This window comes from Pseudomonas sp. S2_A10, from assembly GCF_054668465.1.
Genome location: NZ_CP162773.1, coordinates 1,988,297 through 2,010,219, shown reverse-complemented (window position 1 = coordinate 2,010,219; position 21,923 = coordinate 1,988,297). Strand labels below are relative to the sequence as shown.

The 21,923-nt window shown below is 61.1% G+C and carries 21 protein-coding genes; 11 read left to right on the top strand and 10 right to left on the bottom strand.

The window, feature by feature from the left end; all coding sequences use genetic code 11:
• The first annotated feature begins 6 nt into the window (after nt 1–6).
• From AB4N41_RS09265 to AB4N41_RS09255, 3 genes are read left to right on the top strand one after another with little or no spacing between them, the layout of a single operon-like run.
• A complete protein-coding gene (locus AB4N41_RS09265; RefSeq protein ID WP_056791248.1) occupies nt 7–1,086 on the top strand; it encodes a COX15/CtaA family protein in 1,080 nt (359 codons plus the stop codon).
• Nucleotides 1,074–1,973: a heme o synthase gene (cyoE, locus tag AB4N41_RS09260; protein WP_252877192.1), complete on the top strand. Its 900-nt coding sequence runs from the start codon at nt 1,074–1,076 to the stop codon at nt 1,971–1,973. The genes AB4N41_RS09265 and cyoE overlap by 13 nt, the downstream gene beginning before the upstream one ends.
• Nucleotides 1,970–2,605, top strand: a complete 636-nt coding sequence (locus AB4N41_RS09255; protein ID WP_252877191.1) for an SCO family protein — start codon at nt 1,970–1,972, stop codon at nt 2,603–2,605. Before cyoE ends, AB4N41_RS09255 begins: the two co-directional genes overlap by 4 nt.
• A 281-nt stretch (nt 2,606–2,886) precedes the next feature.
• On the opposite strand, the gene AB4N41_RS09250 is transcribed toward AB4N41_RS09255, so the two are convergent.
• The 3 genes from AB4N41_RS09250 to AB4N41_RS09240 form a co-directional block, all read right to left on the bottom strand.
• Nucleotides 2,887–3,657, bottom strand: a complete 771-nt coding sequence (locus tag AB4N41_RS09250; RefSeq protein WP_095182290.1) for a MetQ/NlpA family ABC transporter substrate-binding protein — start codon at nt 3,655–3,657, stop codon at nt 2,887–2,889.
• A gap of 64 nt (nt 3,658–3,721) precedes the next feature.
• Nucleotides 3,722–4,396 carry a methionine ABC transporter permease gene (locus tag AB4N41_RS09245; RefSeq protein WP_016772337.1) on the bottom strand — a complete coding sequence of 225 codons (675 nt, stop codon included), beginning with the start codon at nt 4,394–4,396 and terminating at the stop codon, nt 3,722–3,724.
• Nucleotides 4,396–5,403: a methionine ABC transporter ATP-binding protein gene (locus AB4N41_RS09240; RefSeq protein WP_016772338.1), complete on the bottom strand. Its 1,008-nt coding sequence runs from the start codon at nt 5,401–5,403 to the stop codon at nt 4,396–4,398. The genes AB4N41_RS09245 and AB4N41_RS09240 overlap by 1 nt, the downstream gene beginning before the upstream one ends.
• Before the next feature lie 263 nt (nt 5,404–5,666).
• Between AB4N41_RS09240 and katE the strand changes: the two genes are divergently transcribed.
• Nucleotides 5,667–7,808, top strand: coding sequence for a catalase HPII (katE, locus tag AB4N41_RS09235; protein WP_024014993.1), 2,142 nt, complete (start codon nt 5,667–5,669; stop codon nt 7,806–7,808).
• A 94-nt stretch (nt 7,809–7,902) separates the two neighbouring features.
• Here katE and AB4N41_RS09230 read toward each other — a convergent pair whose 3' ends face one another.
• Genes AB4N41_RS09230 through AB4N41_RS09215 form a run of 4 tightly spaced genes read right to left on the bottom strand, consistent with a single transcriptional unit; the run spans nt 7,903 to nt 10,702 of the window.
• A complete protein-coding gene (locus tag AB4N41_RS09230; RefSeq protein ID WP_016772339.1) occupies nt 7,903–8,616 on the bottom strand; it encodes a PA5502 family lipoprotein in 714 nt (237 codons plus the stop codon).
• A gap of 37 nt (nt 8,617–8,653) precedes the next feature.
• Nucleotides 8,654–9,442, bottom strand: a complete 789-nt coding sequence (znuB, locus tag AB4N41_RS09225) for a zinc ABC transporter permease subunit ZnuB (RefSeq protein ID WP_056791234.1) — start codon at nt 9,440–9,442, stop codon at nt 8,654–8,656.
• Nucleotides 9,435–10,220 (bottom strand): zinc ABC transporter ATP-binding protein ZnuC, encoded by a 786-nt coding sequence (gene znuC, locus AB4N41_RS09220; RefSeq protein ID WP_024014991.1) that lies wholly within the window; start codon nt 10,218–10,220, stop codon nt 9,435–9,437. Before znuC ends, znuB begins: the two co-directional genes overlap by 8 nt.
• Nucleotides 10,220–10,702 carry a Fur family transcriptional regulator gene (locus tag AB4N41_RS09215; protein WP_024014990.1) on the bottom strand — a complete coding sequence of 161 codons (483 nt, stop codon included), beginning with the start codon at nt 10,700–10,702 and terminating at the stop codon, nt 10,220–10,222. Before AB4N41_RS09215 ends, znuC begins: the two co-directional genes overlap by 1 nt.
• Nucleotides 10,703–10,768: 66 nt before the next feature.
• Between AB4N41_RS09215 and AB4N41_RS09210 the strand changes: the two genes are divergently transcribed.
• Complete coding sequence (locus AB4N41_RS09210; RefSeq protein ID WP_252877190.1) at nt 10,769–11,689, top strand: zinc ABC transporter substrate-binding protein; 921 nt, start codon at nt 10,769–10,771, stop codon at nt 11,687–11,689.
• Nucleotides 11,690–11,780: 91 nt separating this feature from the next.
• Here AB4N41_RS09210 and AB4N41_RS09205 read toward each other — a convergent pair whose 3' ends face one another.
• Together AB4N41_RS09205 and AB4N41_RS09200 are read right to left on the bottom strand one after the other, a co-directional pair.
• Nucleotides 11,781–12,734 carry a homoserine kinase gene (locus AB4N41_RS09205; RefSeq protein WP_252877189.1) on the bottom strand — a complete coding sequence of 318 codons (954 nt, stop codon included), beginning with the start codon at nt 12,732–12,734 and terminating at the stop codon, nt 11,781–11,783.
• Between the two features lie 55 nt (nt 12,735–12,789).
• Nucleotides 12,790–13,080: a DUF2782 domain-containing protein gene (locus tag AB4N41_RS09200; RefSeq protein ID WP_041476480.1), complete on the bottom strand. Its 291-nt coding sequence runs from the start codon at nt 13,078–13,080 to the stop codon at nt 12,790–12,792.
• Nucleotides 13,081–13,154: 74 nt separating this feature from the next.
• Between AB4N41_RS09200 and polA the strand changes: the two genes are divergently transcribed.
• Nucleotides 13,155–15,959, top strand: coding sequence for a DNA polymerase I (polA, locus tag AB4N41_RS09195; protein ID WP_252877188.1), 2,805 nt, complete (start codon nt 13,155–13,157; stop codon nt 15,957–15,959).
• Between the two features lie 401 nt (nt 15,960–16,360).
• On the opposite strand, the gene yihA is transcribed toward polA, so the two are convergent.
• Nucleotides 16,361–17,005, bottom strand: a complete 645-nt coding sequence (gene yihA / locus AB4N41_RS09190; protein ID WP_056791221.1) for a ribosome biogenesis GTP-binding protein YihA/YsxC — start codon at nt 17,003–17,005, stop codon at nt 16,361–16,363.
• A 191-nt stretch (nt 17,006–17,196) separates the two neighbouring features.
• On the opposite strand from yihA, the gene AB4N41_RS09185 reads away from it, so the two are divergent.
• The 5 genes from AB4N41_RS09185 to AB4N41_RS09165 all read left to right on the top strand — a co-directional run bounded on the left by AB4N41_RS09185 (nt 17,197) and on the right by AB4N41_RS09165 (nt 21,890).
• Nucleotides 17,197–17,502 (top strand): c-type cytochrome, encoded by a 306-nt coding sequence (locus tag AB4N41_RS09185; protein WP_016772347.1) that lies wholly within the window; start codon nt 17,197–17,199, stop codon nt 17,500–17,502.
• A gap of 30 nt (nt 17,503–17,532) precedes the next feature.
• A complete protein-coding gene (locus AB4N41_RS09180; RefSeq protein WP_016772348.1) occupies nt 17,533–18,144 on the top strand; it encodes a c-type cytochrome in 612 nt (203 codons plus the stop codon).
• Between the two features lie 199 nt (nt 18,145–18,343).
• Complete coding sequence (locus AB4N41_RS09175) at nt 18,344–18,985, top strand: thiol:disulfide interchange protein DsbA/DsbL (protein WP_252877187.1); 642 nt, start codon at nt 18,344–18,346, stop codon at nt 18,983–18,985.
• Nucleotides 18,986–18,999: 14 nt separating this feature from the next.
• A complete protein-coding gene (locus AB4N41_RS09170) occupies nt 19,000–19,878 on the top strand; it encodes an endonuclease/exonuclease/phosphatase family protein (RefSeq protein WP_024014985.1) in 879 nt (292 codons plus the stop codon).
• Complete coding sequence (locus AB4N41_RS09165) at nt 19,875–21,890, top strand: GGDEF domain-containing protein (RefSeq protein WP_252877186.1); 2,016 nt, start codon at nt 19,875–19,877, stop codon at nt 21,888–21,890. The genes AB4N41_RS09170 and AB4N41_RS09165 overlap by 4 nt, the downstream gene beginning before the upstream one ends.
• The last annotated feature ends 33 nt before the right edge of the window (nt 21,891–21,923 follow it).

The following is a 21,923-nucleotide window of genomic DNA, read 5'->3' as shown; positions in this document are numbered from 1 at the left end:
ATCGTCATGGCCAAACCTGGATTTCGCCTCGCGCTGTTTGCCACCCTGCTGGCACTGATTGTAGTGCTGCTCGGCGCCTACACCCGCCTGACCCACGCCGGCCTCGGCTGCCCGGACTGGCCAGGCTGCTACGGCTTTATCAGCGTGCCGAAAAGCGAGGCGCAACTGGCCCATGCCGAACTGCACTTCCCTGACGCGCCAGTGGAGGCGCACAAGGGCTGGAACGAGATGATTCACCGCTACTTCGCCGGCACCCTCGGTTTGCTGATTTCAGTGCTGGCCGGGCGCGCGTGGGTCAACCGGCGCCATCCGGGCCAGCCGCTGAAACTGCCGCTGTTTCTGCTGGCGGTGGTCATCGCCCAAGCGGCGTTCGGTATGTGGACGGTGACGCTCAAGCTCTGGCCACAAGTGGTCACCGGACATTTGCTCGGCGGCTTTGCCACGTTGAGTCTGCTGTTTCTGTTGACGCTGAGGTTATCCGGCGTGCTGCCGGCGCTGACGGTACCGAAGCGCCTGCAATATTGGGCGACGGCGGGGCTGCTGCTGGTGATCGGCCAGATCGCCTTGGGCGGCTGGGTCAGTTCCAACTACGCAGCGGTGGCCTGCATCGACTTCCCCACCTGCCACGGCCAATGGCTGCCGCCGGCGGACTTCGCCAACGGTTTCCACCTGACCCAGCACATCGGCCCGAATTATCTCGGCGGACAACTCGATAGCGACGCGCGCACGGCCATTCATCTGACACACCGCATCGGCGCTCTGCTGGTGACGGTCGTACTGCTCGGTCTGGCCTGGCAGTTGAAAGTGGTGGGCATGACCCGACTGGCCGGTTTGCTGCTGATCGCCCTTGCCGCGCAGATCACCCTCGGCATCAGCAACGTGCTGTTTCATCTGCCGCTGCCGGTGGCCGTCGCCCATAACGCTGGCGGTGCGGCGCTGTTGCTGACGCTGGTACTGGTCAATTACCACGCCCGCACCAGCCTGCTGCGGGTGAGCCAACCGGTGCTGGCGCGCTGGCGCTTGAGTGCGCACAAACCTGCCGTTGCGCCCATCGCATTGAAAGGAGAAACGCCATGGCGAGTCTGACCGGCGAGCGTGCGGCGCAAGCGCTGTGGCGCGATTATCTGGAGCTGACCAAACCGAAAGTCGTGGTGCTGATGCTGATCACCTCGCTGGTCGGCATGTTCCTCGCCACCCGCGCGGGCGTACCGTGGACAGTGCTGGTGTTTGGCAATCTGGGCATTGCGTTGTGTGCCGGCGGTGCGGCGGCGGTCAATCATGTGGTCGATCGGCGTATCGATGCGGTAATGGCGCGCACGCACAAACGTCCCTTGGCCGAAGGCCGGGTTTCACCTGCGGCGGCGCTGACCTTCGCCTTGGTGCTGGCGCTGCTCGGTCAGGCGCTGCTGCTGACTTTCACCAATCAGCTGACCGCGTGGCTGACCCTCGCCTCGCTGCTCGGTTACGCGGTGGTCTACACCGGTTTTCTCAAGCGTGCGACGCCGCAGAACATCGTCATCGGCGGCCTCGCTGGCGCGGCGCCACCGCTGCTCGGCTGGACCGCCGCCACCGGCCATGTCAGCGCCGAACCGCTGTTGCTGGTGCTGATCATCTTCGCCTGGACCCCGCCGCATTTCTGGGCGCTGGCGATTCATCGCAAGGAGGAATACGCCAAGGCCGACATTCCGATGCTGCCGGTGACCCATGGCGAGCACTACACCAAAGTGCACATTCTGCTCTACACCTTCGCGCTGCTGGCAGTGAGCCTCTTGCCCTACGTGATTCACATGAGCGGCGTGCTGTATCTGGTCTGTGCGCTGGCGTTGGGCGCAAGGTTTCTGCAATGGGCCGTGGTGCTGTACCGTGGCACTCGGCCGCACGCGGCGATCAATACCTTCAAGTACTCAATCTGGTACTTGTTCCTGTTGTTCATCGCCCTGCTCGTAGACCACTACTTACTGTTGAACCTATGACCCGAACCCAGAAAACCGTCTTCATCCTCGTCGCCGTGATCGCGCTGATCCTCGGGCTTACCGTCAACAAAGTGCTCAGCGGCAAAGGCCAGGGCGACCCGACTGCGCTGATCGACGCCGGGATCATCCTGCTGCCGCAGAGCCGCAACCTGCCGGACGTGACCATGACCGATCAGGACGGCAAACCGGTTGCAATCGATGAGTTGAAAGGCAAATGGAGTCTGTTGTTCTTCGGCTACACCTTCTGTCCGGACATCTGCCCGACCACCCTGGCGCAACTGCGACAGATCAAGAGTGAACTGCCGAAAGAGGCTGTGGATAAATTGCAGATCGTGCTGGTCAGCGTTGACCCCAACCGCGATACGCCGAAGCAGTTGAAACAGTACCTGGGCTACTTCGATCCGCAGTTCATTGGCCTGACGCCGACATCGATCGAACAGCTGCAGAAGCTGGCGAACGCGGTGAGTATTCCATTTATTCCGGCGGATACGAGTAAGCCGAATTACACGGTGGACCATAGCGGCAATCTGGCGGTGATCGGGCCGGATGGTACGCAGCGTGGGTTTATTCGGGCGCCGTTGAATAACACAAAACTGGTGGCGCAATTGCCGGTGATGCTCAACCGCAAATAAACGCAGAAAGCGAAAAACCCCTCACCCTAACCCTCTCCCAGAGGGAGAGGGGACTGATCGGGGGATGCTGAAGCAATACGCCGACTTGTAAGCGCTGTGCTGAATCCATAATCGACTGGATCTTTCATGTCGATGCATAGCGCCAGACACCTCGGTCGGCCCCCTCTCCCTCTGGGAGAGGGCTGGGGTGAGGGGCAGCTTCAAAGCAGGTCCAAAGCCAGACACCAGACACAAAAAAGGGGACGCCATTGGCGTCCCCTTTTTCATTGCAGCCATCCAAATCAGAACGCCGGCAATACCGCGCCTTTGTACTTCTCGGTAATGAACTGCTTCACTTGCGGGCTGTGCAGCGCAGCCGCCAGTTTCTTCATCGCGTCGCTGTCCTTGTTGTCAGCGCGGGACACGAGGATGTTCACGTACGGCGAGTCGTTGCCTTCGATCACCAGCGCATCCTTGGACGGATCAAGCTTGGCTTCCAGCGCGTAGTTGGTGTTGATCAGCGCCAGATCGACCTGGGTCAGCACGCGCGGAATGGTCGCGGCTTCCAGTTCACGGATCTTCAGGTCTTTCGGATTCTCGGCGATGTCTTTGACGGTCGACAGAATGTTCTTCGAATCCTTGAGCTTGATCACGCCAGCCTTGTCCAGCAGCAACAGCGCACGGCCGCCGTTGGTGGCGTCGTTCGGGATCACCACGTTGGCACCGCCGGGCAGGTCTTTCAGATCCTTGATCTTGCTCGAATAAGCGCCCAGTGGCTCCAGATGCACGCCTGTCACAGCGACCAGATCAGTGCCCTTGGCCTTGTTGAATTCATCAAGATACGGCTGGTGCTGGAAGAAGTTCGCGTCCAGACGCTTTTCCGCGACCTGTACGTTCGGCTGAATGTAGTCGGTGAAGACCTTGACCTTCAGATCCACGCCTTCCTTGGCCAGGGCCGGTTTGACGAACTCGAGGATTTCCGCGTGCGGCACCGGAGTGGCGGCAACGGTCAGGGTCTCGGCGTGGGCCGAAAACGCCGCAACAGCGGCGAAAGCAGCGATCAGTTTTTTCATTCAGCTAACTCCTTGTGAGGGCGCCCGCCAGCGAATGGCCCGCGCCTCTTGATTAAAAAACCGCTTATTTGCGCGAGAAATGCACGACCAGACGGTCGCCAACCATTTGCAGCACTTGCACCAGAATCAACAGCAGCACCACGGTGACGATCATCACGTCGGTCTGGAAACGCTGGTAGCCGAAACGGATCGCCAGGTCGCCCAGACCACCGGCGCCGACCACACCGGCCATCGCCGTGTAGGACACCAGTGTAATCGCTGTCACCGTAATCGCTGCGAAGATGCCCGGCCGGGCTTCCGGCAGCAAGGCGTTCATGATGATCTGCCGCGTGGTCGCGCCCATCGACTGGGTCGCTTCGATGATGCCGCGATCGACTTCGCGCAGCGCGGTTTCCACCAGACGCGCGAAGAACGGCGTGGCGCCCACCACCAGCGGCGGGATCGCCCCGGCCACACCCAGCGAGGTGCCGGTGATCAGCACGGTGAACGGGATCATCACAATCAGCAGAATAATGAACGGCAGCGAACGCAAGATGTTCACCACCAGCGACAGCACGGCGTAGAGGCCACGGTTCTCCAGCAACTGACGCGGGCTGCAGAGAAACAGCAGCACCCCCAGCGGCAGGCCGAGCAGCACGGTGAACAGCAGCGAACCGCCGAGCATCAGCATGGTGTCGCCAGTCGCCAGCCAGATTTCGTACCAGTCGATATTGGCGAAGAAACTCATCAGGTCAGCCATTAGCGCAACACCTCCATGTGAACGTCAGCGGCGGTGAAGCGGGCGAACGCCGCCTCCATGTCGCCACCGGTGACAGCGAGGGTCAGTTGCCCGTACGGAATGTCTTTGATGCGGTCGATGCGACCGGCAAGGATGCTGTAGTCGACGCCGGTTTCCCGGGCGACGGTGCCGAGCAACGGCGCATAGGTCGCCTCGCCCTGGAAGGTCAGACGCACGATGCGCCCGGGCACGTGGGCGAAATCGTCACGCTGCTCGCTCTCGTCAATCTGCTCGCTTTCCTGCACGAAACGCTTGGTGGTCGGGTGCTGCGGATGCAGGAACACATCGGCCACCGGCCCCTGCTCGACGATCACGCCAGCGTCCATCACCGCGACCTGATCGCAGACTCGACGGATCACGTCCATTTCGTGGGTGATCAGGACAATGGTCAGTTTCAGCTCGCGATTGATTTCCGCCAGCAGTTGCAGGACCGATGCGGTGGTCTGCGGGTCGAGGGCGCTGGTGGCCTCGTCGCACAGCAGAATCTTCGGCTTGGTCGCCAACGCACGAGCGATGCCGACGCGCTGCTTCTGACCGCCGGACAGTTGCGCCGGGTACTTTTTCGCGTGGTCGGACAAACCGACCCGCGCCAGCAGCTCGGCCACGCGTTGATTGATTTCACTGCTCGACAACTCACCGGCCAGGGTCAGCGGCAGGGCCACGTTGTCGGCGACGGTCTTGGAGGCGAGCAGGTTGAAGTGCTGGAAGATCATCCCGACCTGCTGGCGGAAACGGCGCAGGCCGTTGGCGTCCAGTGCGGTGACTTCTTCGCCGTCGACGATGATCTTGCCGCCACTGGAGTCTTCCAGGCGATTGATCAGACGCAGCAGGGTACTTTTGCCCGCACCGGAATGGCCAATCAGGCCGAACACCTGACCGTTCTCGATGGCGAGACTGGTCGGGTGCAGCGCGGGAATATCCTTACCGGCAACGCGGTAAGTCTTGTGGACGTTTTGAAACTCGATCACGTAGCGAACCTTGTGGGGCGCGTTGGAAAAGGATCAGCGGTTAGCCGGGCGCGCATTTTAGCCTGTCCGTATAGAGGTTCTTAGCATTTATTTCGCAATTAACCTTCAATTTGGCAATAACGCGATCAAAGGTCAGATAAACGGAACGGCTGAAACGCTCATCAGTCACTACTTAAGCGACTTGAAACCCCTGGGTGCCGTGCCCGGGAATCACTCAAGGGTCTTCGGAAGGCATCCGGGGCCAAACGAGGAGTTTACGTCTGATGAGCATCAAAAAGCCTGCACCTGATAAAAGCGAAATGGCCGGGACCGATACCCCGGATCGCGCCAACACCAACGCCAAGCTCGACAGCCTGGAAGAATTCCGTTCCGACGCCACCGGTCAGGCACTGCGGACCAATCAGGGCGTGAAGATCGCCGACAACCAGAACACCCTCAAAGCCGGGCCGCGCGGGCCATCGCTGCTGGAAGACTTCATCATGCGTGAAAAGATCACGCACTTTGACCATGAGCGCATTCCGGAGCGTATCGTCCATGCGCGCGGTACCGGCGCCCACGGTTTCTTTCAGACCTACGAGAACCATGCAGCGCTGACCAAGGCCGGTTTCCTGCAGGATCCGGGTAAGAAAACCCCGGTGTTCGTGCGTTTTTCTACGGTGCAGGGGCCACGGGGTTCCGGCGATACCGTGCGTGACGTGCGCGGCTTTGCGGTGAAATTCTTTACCGACGAGGGTAACTTCGACCTGGTCGGCAACAACATGCCGGTGTTCTTCATTCAGGACGCGATCAAGTTCCCGGACTTCGTCCACGCGGTGAAACCCGAGCCGCACAACGAAATCCCGACCGGCGGCTCGGCTCACGACACGTTCTGGGACTTCGTCTCGCTGGTGCCGGAATCGGCGCACATGGTCATCTGGGCGATGTCCGACCGGGCGATCCCGAAAAGCCTGCGCAGCATGCAGGGCTTTGGCGTACACACCTTCCGCCTGATCAACGCCGAGGGCAAATCACGCTTCGTCAAATTCCACTGGCGCCCTACCGCCGGCACTTGCTCGCTGGTGTGGGACGAGGCGCAGAAGCTCGCCGGTAAGGACACCGACTACCACCGCCGCGACCTGTGGGAAGCGATCGAGATGGGCGATTACCCGGAATGGGAACTGGGCGTGCAGATCGTCGAAGAAGAGAACGAACACGATTTCGACTTCGACATCCTCGACCCGACCAAGATCATTCCAGAAGAAATCGTCCCGATTACGCCGCTGGGCAAAATGACCCTGAACCGCAACCCGGACAACTTCTTCGCCGAAACCGAGCAGGTCGCCTTCTGCCCTGGCCACATTGTGCCGGGTATCGACTTCTCCAATGACCCGTTGCTGCAAGGTCGGCTGTTTTCCTATACCGACACGCAGATCAGCCGACTCGGCGGGCCGAACTTCCATGAGCTGCCGATCAATCGTCCGGTGGCGCCGTTCCACAACGGCCAGCGCGATGCGCAACACCGCACCACCATCGACAAGGGGCGTGCCTCGTACGAGCCGAACTCGATCGACGGCGGTTGGCCAAAAGAAACCCCGCCAGCGGCACAGGACGGTGGTTTCGAGAGCTACCCGGAGCGCATCGATGCGGCGAAGATCCGTCAGCGCAGCGAGTCGTTCAGCGATCACTTCTCCCAGGCCCGCTTGTTCTTCAACAGCATGAGCGACCACGAAAAAGAGCACATCATCGCTGCCTACAGCTTCGAGCTGGGCAAGGTCGAGCGTGAGTTCATCCGTGCCCGTGAAGTGAACGAGATCCTCGCCAATATCGACCTGACCCTGGCCAAACGTGTGGCTGAAAACCTTGGTTTGCCGGCACCCGCCAAAGGCACGGTCGAAGTGCGCAAGACCTCGCTGGAGCAATCGCCAGCGCTGAGCCAGGCCAACCTGCTGCCAGGCAACATCAAGACGCGCAAAGTGGCGATTCTCGCGGCCAACGGCGTTGATGCTGCGGCCATCGATGCGATGAAGAAAGCACTTGAAGCCGAAGGCGCCCACGCGAAACTGCTCGGCCCGACCTCGGCGCCAGTGAAGACCGCTGACGGCAAGGCATTGCCGGTGGATGCGTCGATGGAAGGCATGCCTTCAATTGCGTTCGATGCGGTGTTCGTACCGGGTGGCGCGGCGTCGATTACCGCGTTGAGCGGTGACGGCGTGGCGTTGCACTACCTGCTCGAGGCCTACAAGCACCTGAAGGCGATCGCGCTGCACGGCGAGGCCAAGCAATTGCAGGACTTGCTGAAGCTGGATGCGGATGCTGGGCTGCTGCAGGGCGCGGATGTAGGGGCGTTGACCAAACCGTTCTTCGCCGCGATCGGCGAGCATCGGGTCTGGGCGCGGGAGCCTAAGGCCAAGGCTATTCCGGCTTAAGATCTTTATTGGTTGAGAGGACGCTTTCGCGAGCAGGCTCGCTCCCACAGGTACGCTGTTGCACCTGTGGGAGCGAGCCTGCTCGCGAAGCTTTTTATGGCTTGCGCGGACTTAAAACCATCTGCGCCGGAACCGTGCGCAAGATCTGCTTCTCGATCTGCAAATCAAAATCAGGATCGAGCTTCTTTACTCGCTTGCTCAGCAACGTCGCCAGCCACGGATAATCCGCGGTGCGCGGCGCCTGGATGCTGACGGCGCATTCGTAATTCACCACATCGGCGGCGATAGCATCGAGTTGTCGTTGCAGCTTGTGAATATCGCCGATGTTCAACGCAACAGTGGTGCTCTCGGCGGTCGGGTCGATGACCTTGGCTTTCGGCCTGGCTTCGGCAGCCAGCAACGCGGCCTCGGCCTTTTCCAGCTCGGCCTTGCGCGCTTCGGTGATCGCGCCGTTGACGCCGCCGGTCAGCGCTGGCGCCTTGGGCATCAGAGCACGGGCGCGGCTGAGCGCGGTGGCGGCAGCGTTGACATCGCCCTTTTGCAGAACGATCTGGCTGCGGCGCAGGTACGCCTCGGCCAGCTGCCGCTGGTACTGCTCAAGGGACTGATCGTTGGGGGTCGCGGCCTGCAACGCGGCCAACTGGTCTTCGGCGGTGGCCAGTTCGCTGCTGGCCAGGCTTTGCTCCAGCTGTGCGATGGCCGTAGCCCGCGCATCGGGGACTTCAGCCACCGGCGGCGTGCTTTGGCAGGCGCCCAGCAGCACTGAAAATGCGACAAGGAGCAGATAACGGGAGGCGAACGGCTTCATTCCTGCGACTCTCTAATTGCGCAAAAAGCGGCCAAGTCTACACCCCACGACGGGGCAGAACAAAACTCAACAGAAACAGCGCGGCTGCCGTCACAACGATAGACGGCCCCGCCGGAGTGTCCTTGAACCACGACAACGCCAGCCCGCCGCACACCGCGAGCATGCCCAGCAGGCTCGCGCCCAAGGCCATCTGCTCCGGCGAACGGGCGTGACGCTGTGCCGCAGCCGCCGGGATGATCAGTAGCGATGTAATCAGCAACACCCCGACGATTTTCATCGCCACGGCGATCACCACCGCGATCAACAGCATCAGCGCCAAGCGCAAACCCGCAACCGGCAGGCCTTCGACCCGCGCCAGTTCTTCGTGCACGGTGACCGCCAGCAGCGGTCGCCACAGCGTCACCAGCAACAACAGCACCGCCGCGGTGCCACCGAGAATCCACGCAAGATCGCTCGGACTGATCGCCAGCAAGTCGCCGAACAGATAGGCCATCAGGTCGATCCGCACTTCATGCATGAAGCTTAGTACCACCAGGCCGAGAGAGAGCGTGCTCGGTGCAAGAATTCCCAATAGTGTGTCGGACGCCAGTGGCTGACGCTGTTGCAGCGTCACCAAGAGCACCGCCAGCAGCAGGCAACCGACCGTCACCGCCACGGTCGGGCTGACGTCCAGCAAAAAGCCCAGTGCCACGCCGAGCAATGCGGCGTGGGACAGGGTATCGCCGAAATAGGCCATGCGCCGCCACACCACAAATGAGCCGAGCGGTCCGGCCACCAGCGCCAGGGCCAGACCTGCAAGCAGGGCATACAAAAGAAAATCAGCCATGCTTGCAGCCGTCTCCATGAACATGAGGTTGCCCGCCGAGCGGGCCTTTGACCACCGAACCGTGCAGGTCGTGGGCGTGGTCGTGATGGTGGTGATAGATCGCCAGACTCGGCGCGTTCTTGCCGAACAACTCGACAAATGCCGGATCGCCGCTGACCTGCTCGGGATGCCCGGAGCAGCAGACGTGACGATTGAGGCAGACCACCTGATCGGTAGTGCTCATCACCAGATGCAAATCGTGGGACACCATCAGCACGCCGCAACCGTGGCGGTCACGCAGACGGGTGATCAGGCTGTACAGCTCGGCCTGCCCGGCCACGTCGACGCCCTGCACCGGTTCATCCAGCACCAACAGTTCCGGCTCACGCAGCAGTGCCCGAGCCAGCAGCACACGCTGCATTTCGCCGCCGGAAACGCTCTGCACCGGGCTGTCGATCACGTGTTCGGCGCCAACTTCCTTCAACGCGGCCAAGGCACGCGAACGATCGACGCCAGGCACCAGGCGCAGGAAGCGCAGCACTGACAGCGGCAGCGTCGGGTCGACATGCAGTTTCTGCGGCATGTAACCGACGCGCAATTTCGGCTTGCGCCAGACGCTGCCACTGTTCGGCTTCAACAGCCCGAGCACGGCGCGTACCAGCGTGGTCTTGCCGGCGCCATTGGGGCCGATCAGGGTGACGATCTGCCCCGGCTCGACGCTCAGCTCGATGTTGTCCAGCACGGTCTGCCCGGCAAACGTGACGGCGACCTGCTCCAGACGGATCAGCGCGTTGCTCATCAGGCCCCCTGGCAACCGGCGCACAGACCAACCACTTCGACCGTCTGCGCTTCGACGATGAAACCGACATCTTTGGCGCTGCTGATGATCGCGTCGCTGATCACTTTTTGCTCAAGTTCGATGGCGGCGTGGCACTCGCGGCAGATCAGGAACTGGCCTTGATGCGCGTGTTCAGGATGCACGCAGCCAACGAAGGCGTTGAGCGACGAGATGCGATGGACCAGGCCGTTTTCGAGCAGGAAATCCAGTGCGCGGTACACGGTAGGCGGCGCGGCGCGGCGGCCGTCCTGCTCGCTGAGCACCGCGAGGATGTCGTAGGCTCCCAGCGGCTTGTGGCTTTGCCAGACCAGTTCCAGCACGCGGCGGCGCAGGGCAGTCAGACGCAAACCTTTCTGCGCGCACAAGGTATCGGCCTCGGACAGAGCGCTGTGCACGCAATGGGAGTGGTCGTGGGGACGGCTGGCAATCGGTGTAATAGGCATGAGCGGCGACGAGATTTGCTGGAGACGTTATTATGTTACCCGTTCTCGCTTCCTTGAGTGGTCATCGTGTCCCGACTTTTTTCTGTTTTTGTGGCTTGTGTTGCCAGTTTTCTGCTGATCGGTACGGCCCAGGCCGAGGTCAAAGTGCTCACCAGTATCAAACCGTTGCAGCTGATTGCCGCTGCCGTGCAGGACGGCGTGGCGATTCCCGAGGTGCTGCTGCCGCCGGGTGCCTCCCCACACAATTACGCCCTGCGCCCATCCGACGTACGGAAGGTGCAGTCAGTCGATCTGCTCTACTGGATCGGCCCGGACATGGAAGGTTTCCTGCCGCGCGTACTCGGCGGTCGCAGCCTGCCGAGCGTCGCCGTGCAGGATCTGCCGGGGCTCAAGCTGCGGCATTTCGGCGCGGACAACCATTCCCACGCCGAAGAGGCCGATGAGCATGATCACGACCATCGCCCCGGCTCGCTGGACGCACACCTGTGGTTGTCACCGGCCAACGCGCGGGTGATCGCTGACAAAATGGCCGCCGACCTCAGCGCCGCCGACCCGGCCAATGCCCAGCGCTATCAGAGCAATGCCAAAGCCTTCGATGAACGTCTGGATGCGCTGGATCAGCGCTTGAAGAAGCGTCTGGCCAATGTCGAAGGCAAGCCGTACTTCGTGTTTCATGAGGCGTTTGATTATTTCGAAGACGCTTACGGCCTGAAGCACGCCGGGGTGTTCGCGGTGGCCGCCGAAGTACAGCCCGGCGCCCAGCATGTGGCGGCGATGCGCAAGCGCTTGCAGGAAGTGGGCAAGACCTGTGTATTCAGCGAGCCGCCGTTGCGTCCGCGCCTGGCAGAAACACTGGTGGCTGGCCTGCCGGTGAAGCTGGCGGAACTGGATGCGTTGGGCGGGTACACCCCGGCGACGGCTCAGGGCTATGAGCAGGTGCTGGAAAAGTTGGGCAATGATTTGGCGGGATGCCTGGAATCTCTGTAACCCCATAGAAAAAGATCGCAGCCTTCGGCAGTTCCTACAGGGTGTACATCAATCCCTTGTAGGAGCTGCCGAAGGCTGCGATCTTTTGATCTTAAAGGGCGAAAGGCAACGGTGTGTGCACCTGCTGCCGCTGCGCCAGGCGCTGCTCGAATTCCTGCGGATCGTGAATCAACACGTCCTGCCCGGCGAACTGCTCGGCGGCGATCAGGCGTGACAGCCAGAACCGCACACAAGCCACACGCAACATCGTTGGCCAGAGCTCAGCCTCCGCCGCCGTGAACGGGCGCAGCGCCGCGTAGGCACCGAGGAATGCCCGGGCGCGCGGGCCATCGATCACGCCCTCCTCGTCCGAACACCAGTCATTCAACGCGATCGCCACGTCGTACAGCATCGGCCCCGAGCAGGCGTTGTAGAAGTCGATCAACCCGGTCAGATGGGTGCCTTCGAACATGGCGTTGTCGCGGAACAGATCGGCGTGAATATTGGCGCGAGGTAGCGCAAGAATCTTCTCTTTGCGCTCGGTGATCTCATCCAGCGCCTTTTGCAGCAAGGCACGCGGCTCATCGCTCAGGTGCGAGAGAAATTCAGTGCCCTCCTCCAGCATCCAGTCCAGGCCGCGATCGGTCTTGCGCTTGATCATGCGCTCGCCCTGGGTTGCCAGATGCAGATGCGCCTGCAACTCGCCGACCTGCGCGCAATGCTGGGCGTTGGCGACCTTGATGTGCTTGCCCGACAGACGCGGTTGCAGCAGCGCCGGTTTGCCTTTGAGCTCACGCAGGGCCAAGCCGTCGGTGGTGCGCAGGGCGTAAGGCACCGGCAGTTCGGCTTCGTGCAGCACGTCGAGCAGGTCGATGAAGAACGGCATCTCCTGCACCGGGCCGCGTTCGACCAGGGTCAGGACAAACTCGCCCTGCTCCAGACTGATGAAGAAATTGGTGTTTTCGCTGCCGGCGGCGATCCCCTGGAAATCGAGCAGGCGGCCGAGCCCGTAAGGGGCGAGAAAGGTTTCCAGCTCGGGCCGAGCCAGGGGAGTGAACACAGACATGTCTTGACTGCCAGTACGGGCGCCGCAACGGCGGCGCCACAAGTGAATTAAAAACCTACTTCCATTCGAAGATCTTCCATGACGGGATCAGCATATCCGGCTGGTCCGAGCGGATGAAGTTGGCATCCGTTCCGTCGGCGCGCACCAGAAAGTACGGCGGCGCGCCCTTCGGCGTGACCTTGATCGCATACAGGAAACCGTTCTGACGGTACTCCTGAATAGTCTTGTCGCCCTCCGTGCGGATGGTGACCTCGGGGTCGCCGCCCGGCGCATCATCCGCCGCAATCGCGGCCAGTGGTGAGACAGCGATCAACCCGACCAGCAGCAAGCGATTTAACGTACGCATGATAACCTTGTCCCTTTGTCGTCAACGGTCCCGCTATTCTAGCGCCGGACCCGCCGAAAAGGTTGATCCTGCTCATGAGCCAAGCCCCCCTCGTCCTGGTGGACGGTTCGTCTTACCTGTACCGCGCCTTTCATGCACTGCCACCACTGACCACGTCCAAAGGCCTGCCGACCGGTGCGGTCAAAGGCGTGCTGAACATGCTCAAGAGTCTGCGCAAGCAGTACCCGGACAGCCCCTTCGCCGTGGTGTTCGACGCCAAGGGCGGAACATTTCGTGACGAGATGTACGCCGAATACAAGGCCAACCGGCCGAGCATGCCCGATGACATGCGCGTGCAGATCGAGCCGCTGCACCAGAGTGTGATCGCCCTCGGCTTCCCGCTGCTGTGCGTCGACGGCGTCGAGGCCGACGACGTGATCGGCACCCTCGCCCGCAGCAGTGCGGCGGCCGATCGCCCGGTGATCATCTCCACCGGTGACAAGGACATGGCGCAACTGGTCGACGGCCACATTACCTTGGTCAACACCATGTCCGGTAGCTCGATGGATGTGGAGGGCGTGAAGGAGAAATTCGGCGTCGCACCGGAGCAGATCATCGATTATCTGGCACTGATGGGCGATTCCTCCGACAACATTCCGGGCGTTCCGGGCATCGGCCCGAAGACGGCGTCCGGCCTGTTGGTCGGCGTCAACGGCGGTCTGACCGAGCTGTACGCCAACCTCGACATCGTGCCGACCCTGCCGATCCGTGGCGCAAAAACCCTGCCGGCCAAGCTCGAAGAGCACAAGGAAATGGCTTTCCTGTCCTATCAACTGGCGACTATCAAGGTCGACGTGCCGCTGGATATCGGCCTCGATGATCTGCAGATGGGCCAGGAAGATCCGGCCAAACTCTACGAGCTGTACACCCTGCTGGAATTCAAGAGCTGGCTCAATGATCTGGATCGCCATGCCAAGCGTCTGGAACTGAGCGCGGCGGCCGAACCTGCGCTCGCCCATGATCTGTTCAGCGCCCCGCAAGCCGAGGCACCTGCTGCCCCTGCCGAAGCCGCCTACGAAACCATCCTCGATCAGGCTCGCTTCGACGTCTGGCTGGAAAAACTGCGCAACGCCAAGCTGATCGCCTTCGACACCGAAACCACCGGCATCGACGCGCAGCGAGCGCAACTGGTCGGTCTGTCGTTCGCCGTACAGGCCAACGAAGCTGCGTACATCCCGCTGACCCACTCCTACATCGGCGTGCCGGAGCAGCTGGATCGCGACACCGTGCTGCGCGCACTCAAGCCGATTCTGGAAGACCCGAGCAAACTCAAGGTTGGCCAGCACGCCAAGTTCGACATGAACATTCTGGCCAACTGCGCCATTGGCGGCGATCAGAGTGAAGGCATCAGCGTGCGCGGCATCGCCTTCGACACCATGCTCGAGTCCTACGTACTCAATTCCACCGCGACCCGTCACGACATGGACAGCCTCGCCCAGAAGTACCTTGACCACACCACGGTGAGCTTCCAGGACATCGCCGGCAAAGGTGCCAAGCAACTGACCTTCGACCAGATCGCTCTGGAACAGGCCGGGCCGTATGCCGCCGAAGACGCCGACATCACTCTGCGCCTGCACCAGATCCTGTTCGACAAGCTCAGCGCGATTCCGAGCCTGGCCAGCGTCTTGACCGACATCGAAATCCCACTGGTACCGGTATTGGCGCGCATCGAACGCCAGGGCGCGTTCGTCGATGCCGAACTGCTCGGCATTCAGAGCATTGAGCTGGGCAACAAAATGGTCGCGCTGGAGCGTGAAGCCTTCGAAATTGCCGGGGAGGAATTCAACCTCGGCTCGCCGAAGCAGCTGGGCGTGATTCTCTATGAAAAGCTCGGCCTGCCGGTGCTGAAGAAAACCGCCAAGGGCCAGCCGTCCACCGCTGAAGAAGTGCTGGCGAAACTCGCCGAAGACGATCACCGCTTGCCGAAGGTGCTGATGGAGCACCGTTCGATGAGCAAGCTGAAAAGCACCTACACCGATCGCCTGCCCGAACAGATCAACCCGCGCACCGGGCGCATCCACACCTCGTATCATCAGGCCGTGGCTTCGACCGGGCGCCTGTCTTCCAGTGATCCGAACCTGCAGAACATTCCGGTGCGCACCGCCGAAGGCCGACGCATTCGTCAGGCGTTCGTCGCACCGAAGGGTTACAAACTGCTGGCGGCGGACTATTCGCAGATCGAACTGCGGATCATGGCCCACCTGTCCCGCGACGAAGGCCTGATGAACGCCTTTCGCAACAATCTCGACGTGCACACTGCAACCGCTGCCGAAGTATTCAAGGTCGAGCTTGATCAAGTGACCTCGGACCAGCGCCGCAGCGCCAAGGCGATCAACTTCGGTCTGATCTACGGCATGGGCGCGCAGAAGCTCGGCAAGGACATCGGCGTCGACACCAAGACCGCCAAGGCTTACATCGACACCTACTTCGCCCGTTATCCAGGCGTGCGCGAATACATGGAGCGTACCCGCGCGCAAGCGGCGGATCAGGGTTACGTCGAAACTTTCTTCGGTCGTCGCCTGTACTTGCCGGAGATCAACTCGAACAAGCCGCAGGAACGCGCCGCTGCAGAACGCACAGCGATCAACGCGCCGATGCAGGGCACGGCAGCGGACATCATCAAGAAAGCGATGGTGGCTGTGGATAACTGGCTGGCCACGTCGGGGCTGGATGCCCGGGTCATCCTGCAAGTGCACGACGAACTGGTGCTGGAGGTTCGCGAGGATCTGGTCGAGCAGGTCAGTGCCGAAATTCGTACGCACATGAGCGAAGCGGCGAAACTGGATGTGCCGCTGCTGGTGGAAGTTGGCGTGGGCAACAACTGGGATGAGGCGCACTGAGTTTGTAAAGGTGCCGCGACGCGACGTCGCGGCAAGTCCCGTAAACCGGCTTAGAACGATAAATGCTGAGGCTATTCCAAAGCTTTTTGAAAAAAATCTGAACTAATCTGTCGACCGAACACTCAGAGATACTGAATGGCTGGTGAAGCCCTTCGATGCTCCTATGTTGTGTTAAGTGTTGGCAGATATCTGAACCCCGCCCTAGCGGTTCGGAACTTAAACCCCGGAACTTCTCCCTCCCCAATGAAGTCCGGGGCTTTTTTTTGCCCCAAAACTGGCTGTGATGCCGTCATGCTGCGTTAAAAGCACCGCTAAAAATGCTCATTTAGGTACCCTAAACTCCGCTTTTTAGCGGTGCTTTCGCCTTGCCTGACAGCACCACAGTCAGTTTTGAAATTGTCTTACTCGGCTGCCGCCTCGGTGTTTTTGTCTGCCAGTTCCATCCAGTCGGCCAATACGGTGTAGGCCTCTTCCAGGCCCATGCGTTTTGGTGCCGAGAACAGTTGGATGGTGATCGAGTCGCCCCAGCCTTTGCGGATTTCCGACTGTACTTTCAGCAGGGTGTTCTTGGCTGCGCCGTAGGTGAGTTTGTCGGCTTTGGTCAGCAGGATGTGCATCGGCATGCCAGCGGCGACGGCCCAGTCGAGCATCAGCAGGTCGAAGTCGGTCATCGGATGGCGGATGTCCATCATCAGAATCAGACCTTTCAGACTCTCCCGACCACCGAGGTAAGCCTCAAGGTGGCGCTGCCAGTGTTGCTTGAGCGGGATCGGTACTTTTGCATAACCGTAGCCCGGCAGGTCGACCAGACGGCGATCATCGTCTAGCTTGAAGAAGTTCAACAGCTGTGTGCGACCCGGAGTTTTCGAGGTGCGCGCCAGGCTGGCGTGGGTCAGGGTGTTCAGCGCGCTGGATTTGCCAGCGTTGGAACGACCGGCAAACGCCACTTCGAAGCCTTCGTCGTCTGGGCATTGATCGACTTTGGCGGCACTGAGCATGAACGTGGACTGTTGGCACAGGCCGAGGATGGGATTCTTGAGTTGCATGGGATTTCCGATGTGGGCGGCGCCGGGATTGGGCGCGGAACGCGGTGTCGCTTCCGTTTCAGTGACGCCAGTATATAATGCCGCAGATTTTGTGTGTGCTTTGTCCCAGCGAAGGATGAAGTTCACGAGAGCGACAGACTTTGATTGCGCATTAGAACGCAGAACGCTCTCAACCCTGAAAAGGTCGTTTTATGACGAAATGGCTGCTGGCTGCCGGAGTCTTGATGCCGCTTTACAGCGCACAGGCTACACAGGATCCGGAAGCTGTGTACAACCGTGTTTGTGGTGCCTGTCATTCCGGCCAACTACCCATGGCGCCCGCAAGAGGCGATCAGGAAGCTTGGACGCCGAGGTTGGCGAAAGGTATGGGGACGCTGGTGCAACACGTGACCCAGGGTTTCAAGGCGATGCCGCCGCGTGGTTTGTGCATGGACTGCAGTGCCGAGGATTACCAGGCCATCATCCTGTGGATGAGCGAGAGTAAGCCCGGTCCATAACTTAACCCTTAGCCGTAGTTGGATTAGCTGATGAACAAATTGATCGTGAGTCTGCTGTTGACCGTGGGAATTTCAGGTGTCGCCCATGCTGCCGGCGATGCCGCAGCAGGCCAGGCCAAAGCTGCCGTGTGCGGAGCCTGCCATGGCCCGGACGGCAACAGCATGGCGCCAAACTTTCCGAAACTGGCAGGTCAAGGTGAACGCTACCTCGACAAGCAATTGCACGACATCAAGTCGGGCAAGCGCGTGGTGCTGGAAATGACCGGGCTGCTGACCAACCTGAACGATCAGGATCTGGCCGACATCGCCGCGTACTTCGCCAGCCAGAAAGGCAGCGTCGGCGCCGCCGATCCGAAGATCGTCGCTCGCGGTGAAGCGCTGTTCCGTGGCGGCAACCTGGAAAAAGGTCTGCCAGCCTGCACCGGCTGCCACTCGCCGAACGGCTCCGGCAATGCCGCCGCAGGCTTCCCACACTTGGGTGGCCAGCACGCTCAATACATCGCCAAGCAACTGACCGATTTCCGCAAGGAAGACGGCGGTCGCGCCAACGACGGCGACGCAATGACCATGCGCACCATCGCGCGCAAGCTGAGCGATGAAGACATCGCTGCGGTTTCCAGCTACATCCAGGGCTTGCACTGAGACCCTGATTCGAGGGTTGCACGAGGCGCGTAACGCCTGCCACGTTAACGCTCGATTAATCCTTCGCAGCAAGTATAAAAAGGGTGGCTTTGGCCGCCCTTTTTTGTGGCCGCTGCCGTTACACTACAGCACTCATGCCCGCCAGGATCTGTGTCGCAACAGGTCGAGCGAGGCGACCCAAATTGTTCAGGAGTAAAGCATGCGTAATCTGATCATCAGCGCCGCCCTCGTCGCTGCCAGCCTGTTCGGCGTCACCGCCCAGGCCGCTGAAGCCCCTGCCACCCCTTATGTCGAACTGGCCAATCCGGTGCCGGTTGCAAAGCCTGGCAAGATCGAAGTGGTCGAGCTGTTCTGGTACGGCTGCCCGCATTGCTACGCTTTTGAGCCAGTGATCAATCCATGGGTTGAAAAATTGCCGTCCGACGTCAACTTCGTGCGCATTCCCGCCATGTTCGGCGGCCCATGGGACGCTCACGGCCAGATGTTCCTGACTCTGGAAGCCATGGGTGTCGAGCATCAGGTACACAACGCCGTGTTCAACGCGATCCAGAAAGAACACAAGAAGCTCACCGACAAGAACGACATGGCTGACTTCCTCGCCACTCAAGGCGTGGACAAGGACAAGTTCCTCGCCACTTTCGACTCGTTCGCTATCAAAGGCCAGATCGTCAAGGCCCGTGAGCTGGCGAAGAAGTACGAAATCACTGGCGTGCCAACCATGATCGTCAATGGTAAATACCGCTTCGACATCGGCTCTGCCGGTGGTGCCGAGCAAGCATTGAAGCTGGCTGACGATCTGGTCGCCAAAGAGCGAGCGGCGAACAAGGCTGCTGCCAACTAAGCGCGGCATTCGCCATGCGCCGCTGGAAGTCCGAACGCATCGTTGGCCTGCATGATCCGCAGGTCAACGAGCATCATCTGGCGTCTACGGGCCTGCCCGCAGACCAGCGTCTGCGCTTGCTCAGTTTCAACATTCAGGTCGGCATCAGCACCGAGCGCTATCGGCATTACCTGACCCGCAGCTGGCAGCATCTGCTGCCGCACACCGGGCGTTCCGGCAATCTGCAGAAGATCGGTGACCTGCTCGGCGACTTTGATCTGGTCGCGCTGCAGGAAGCCGATGGCGGCAGCCTGCGTTCGGGCTACGTCAATCAGGTCGAACATCTGGCCCATCTCGGCGCCTTTCCCTACTGGTATCAACAACTCAATCGCAACCTCGGTCGACTGGCCCAGCACAGCAATGGCGTGCTCAGTCGCCTGAAGCCGTGGGCGATCGAGGATCACCCGCTGCCCGGTCCGAAAGGTCGCGGCGCGATCCTGCTGCGTTTCGGCGAAGGTCCGGAAGCGCTGGTGGTGGTAATGATGCACCTGGCCCTCGGCGCGCGGACGCGCAGCCTGCAACTGGCCTACATTCGTGATTTGATCAGCGGTTACAAGCATCAGGTGCTGATGGGCGACATGAATACCCATGCCAGCGACCTGCTCGAACACTCGCCATTACGCGATCTCGGCCTGCTGGCCCCGCAGGTGGAAGCGACCTTCCCCAGCTGGCGCCCACAGCGTTGCCTTGATCATATTCTGCTCAGCCCGACCCTGACCCTGGAAAAGGTCGAGGTACTGGCCCAGCCCATTTCCGATCACCTGCCGGTCGCGGTGGAAATTCGTCTGCCGGGTTCGCTCACGGCCGACGCATTGCCCGCGTTGAGCCCTGCCCCTCGCGGAACCTGTGAATGAGCGACGACGCCCAGCGCTGGAAAGAGAAGTACCTCAAGAGCATCGAACAGCAGGACAAGCTCGAACGCCGCTGGGCCGCGCGACTGGACCTGCTGCGGCGCGGTCTGGTGCGCAGCACGCTGGCGGCCGAGGGCACCGACAAGGTCGTCGATCAGTGCATGAAAGAAATGCGCGAAGTCGTGCGCACCGATGACATGGACGCCGGCCTCGCGGCCCTGCTGCCGCGTCTGGAAAAAGCCGTGCTCGACTCCGAGCAGCGCCGTGAGACCCGCATTGATCAGGTCAGCACCGCGCTGACCGCGCTGGTCACCCAGTTGCAGGCTTTGCCGCTGCCGCGCGAAGTCGCGCAACCGCTGAAGAAATTTGTCAAACAACTGGACAGCCGCGTCGGTCAGGCGCGGGAAATGCCGCTGCTGCTGAGCGAACTCAGTGGCTTGCAGGGCAAGGCCTTGAGTCAGTTGGAGACGCCTGCCGAGCCGGGTCGGCCGGGGTTGTTGCAGCGTTTGTTTGGTACTCGCGACAGTGAAGAAGCCGTTGCACCGGCGGCCGACATACCAGCAACACCAGTGCCGCAGCCGGTCGAAACTCAGCAGCCTGAACCGGAGCCTGCGCAATCGGCACCGGTGGCCAACGCGGAGCCAGCGATCGCAGCGCCCGGGACCATCATCGAGACGCCTGCCCAGACACCGCCTGATGAGCCGCAGGTCGTTGCGTTCGCTACGCCTGTGGTCGCCGTTGAAGCCGAGCCAACGCAGGTTGAGCCAGCCGCTGACACCGAGATAACCGTCGCTGCGCAAGCAACCGAGGCGTTCAACCCCGATGAATTGATCCACCCCGGCGATCCCTCGCCGCTGCTCCTCGACAGCCTGCCCTTGCCCGAGCCAATCGCTCAAGCCTTGGCCGCTATCGACCCGGAGCAGTCGGAACACGACATCCTCTTCGCGCTGCCGGATTCCCCGGAGCCGTCCTACAGCTCCGTAGCCAGACATATCGAAGACACGCTGATCGGCCTGCTCGACGACCTGACCCTGCCCGAGCGTCACCGGCCGCAAGCCGAAGCCATGCGCGAACGGCTCAAACACGGGTTGAACTGGTACGAACTGCTGCCGATCCTCGACGATCTTGCAACTTTGATGCTGGCGATTACCGATAGCGGTCAGCACGAATTCGAAGCCTATCTGCAACAGCTCAACGAACGCCTTGAAGCGTTTCAGAGCAACCTGCAAGCGGCCAGCGAAGGGCATGCCGACAACAGCTCGGCGGCGCGGGCCATGGACACGCAGATTCGCGAGCAGGTCGACGGCTTGCAGAGCAGCGTCCAGCAAGCAGCCGACCTCGATGACCTCAAGCATGTGCTGGAGAATCATCTGGAAGGCCTGCTGGGAACGATGGACCAGCACCAGAAGCAGCGCGACGCACGCGAACAGGAAGTCGCCGCCAGATTGAAGAGCCTGTCGGAGCGGGTCGCGCATATGGAGCAGGAAGCCTTGGGTTTCCGCGAACACCTTGAGGAACAGCGGCAGAAAGCCCTGATCGATCCGTTGACCGGCCTGCCTAACCGCGCGGCGTGGAGCGAACGCCTGGAGCATGAAATCCAGCAATGGCAGCAGCACGGCAACACCCTTAGCCTGGCCATGCTCGACCTCGATCACTTCAAGCGGATCAACGACAGCTACGGCCACCTGGCGGGCGACAAAGTCCTGAAGATCATCGCCACTGTGCTGCGCAAGCGCCTGCGCGGCTCGGATTTCATCGCCCGTTTCGGCGGTGAAGAGTTTGTGCTGTTGCTGCCGGCGACGCCGCCAGCGGTTGGCGCAAAGCTGCTGGAAACCCTGCGCGCGGCGATCGAAGCCTGCCCGTTTCATTTCAAGGGCGAGCGAGTGACCATTACGATTTCCATGGGACTGGCATCGTTCAGGGTCGGAGAACACAGCGATCTAGTGTTGAAAAGAGCCGATCAGGCGCTGTATCGGGCAAAAAACGCCGGACGCAACCGAGTGGAGCTCGGCTAAGGCAATTGTTCCATTTTGTTTAATTCCGCCCGC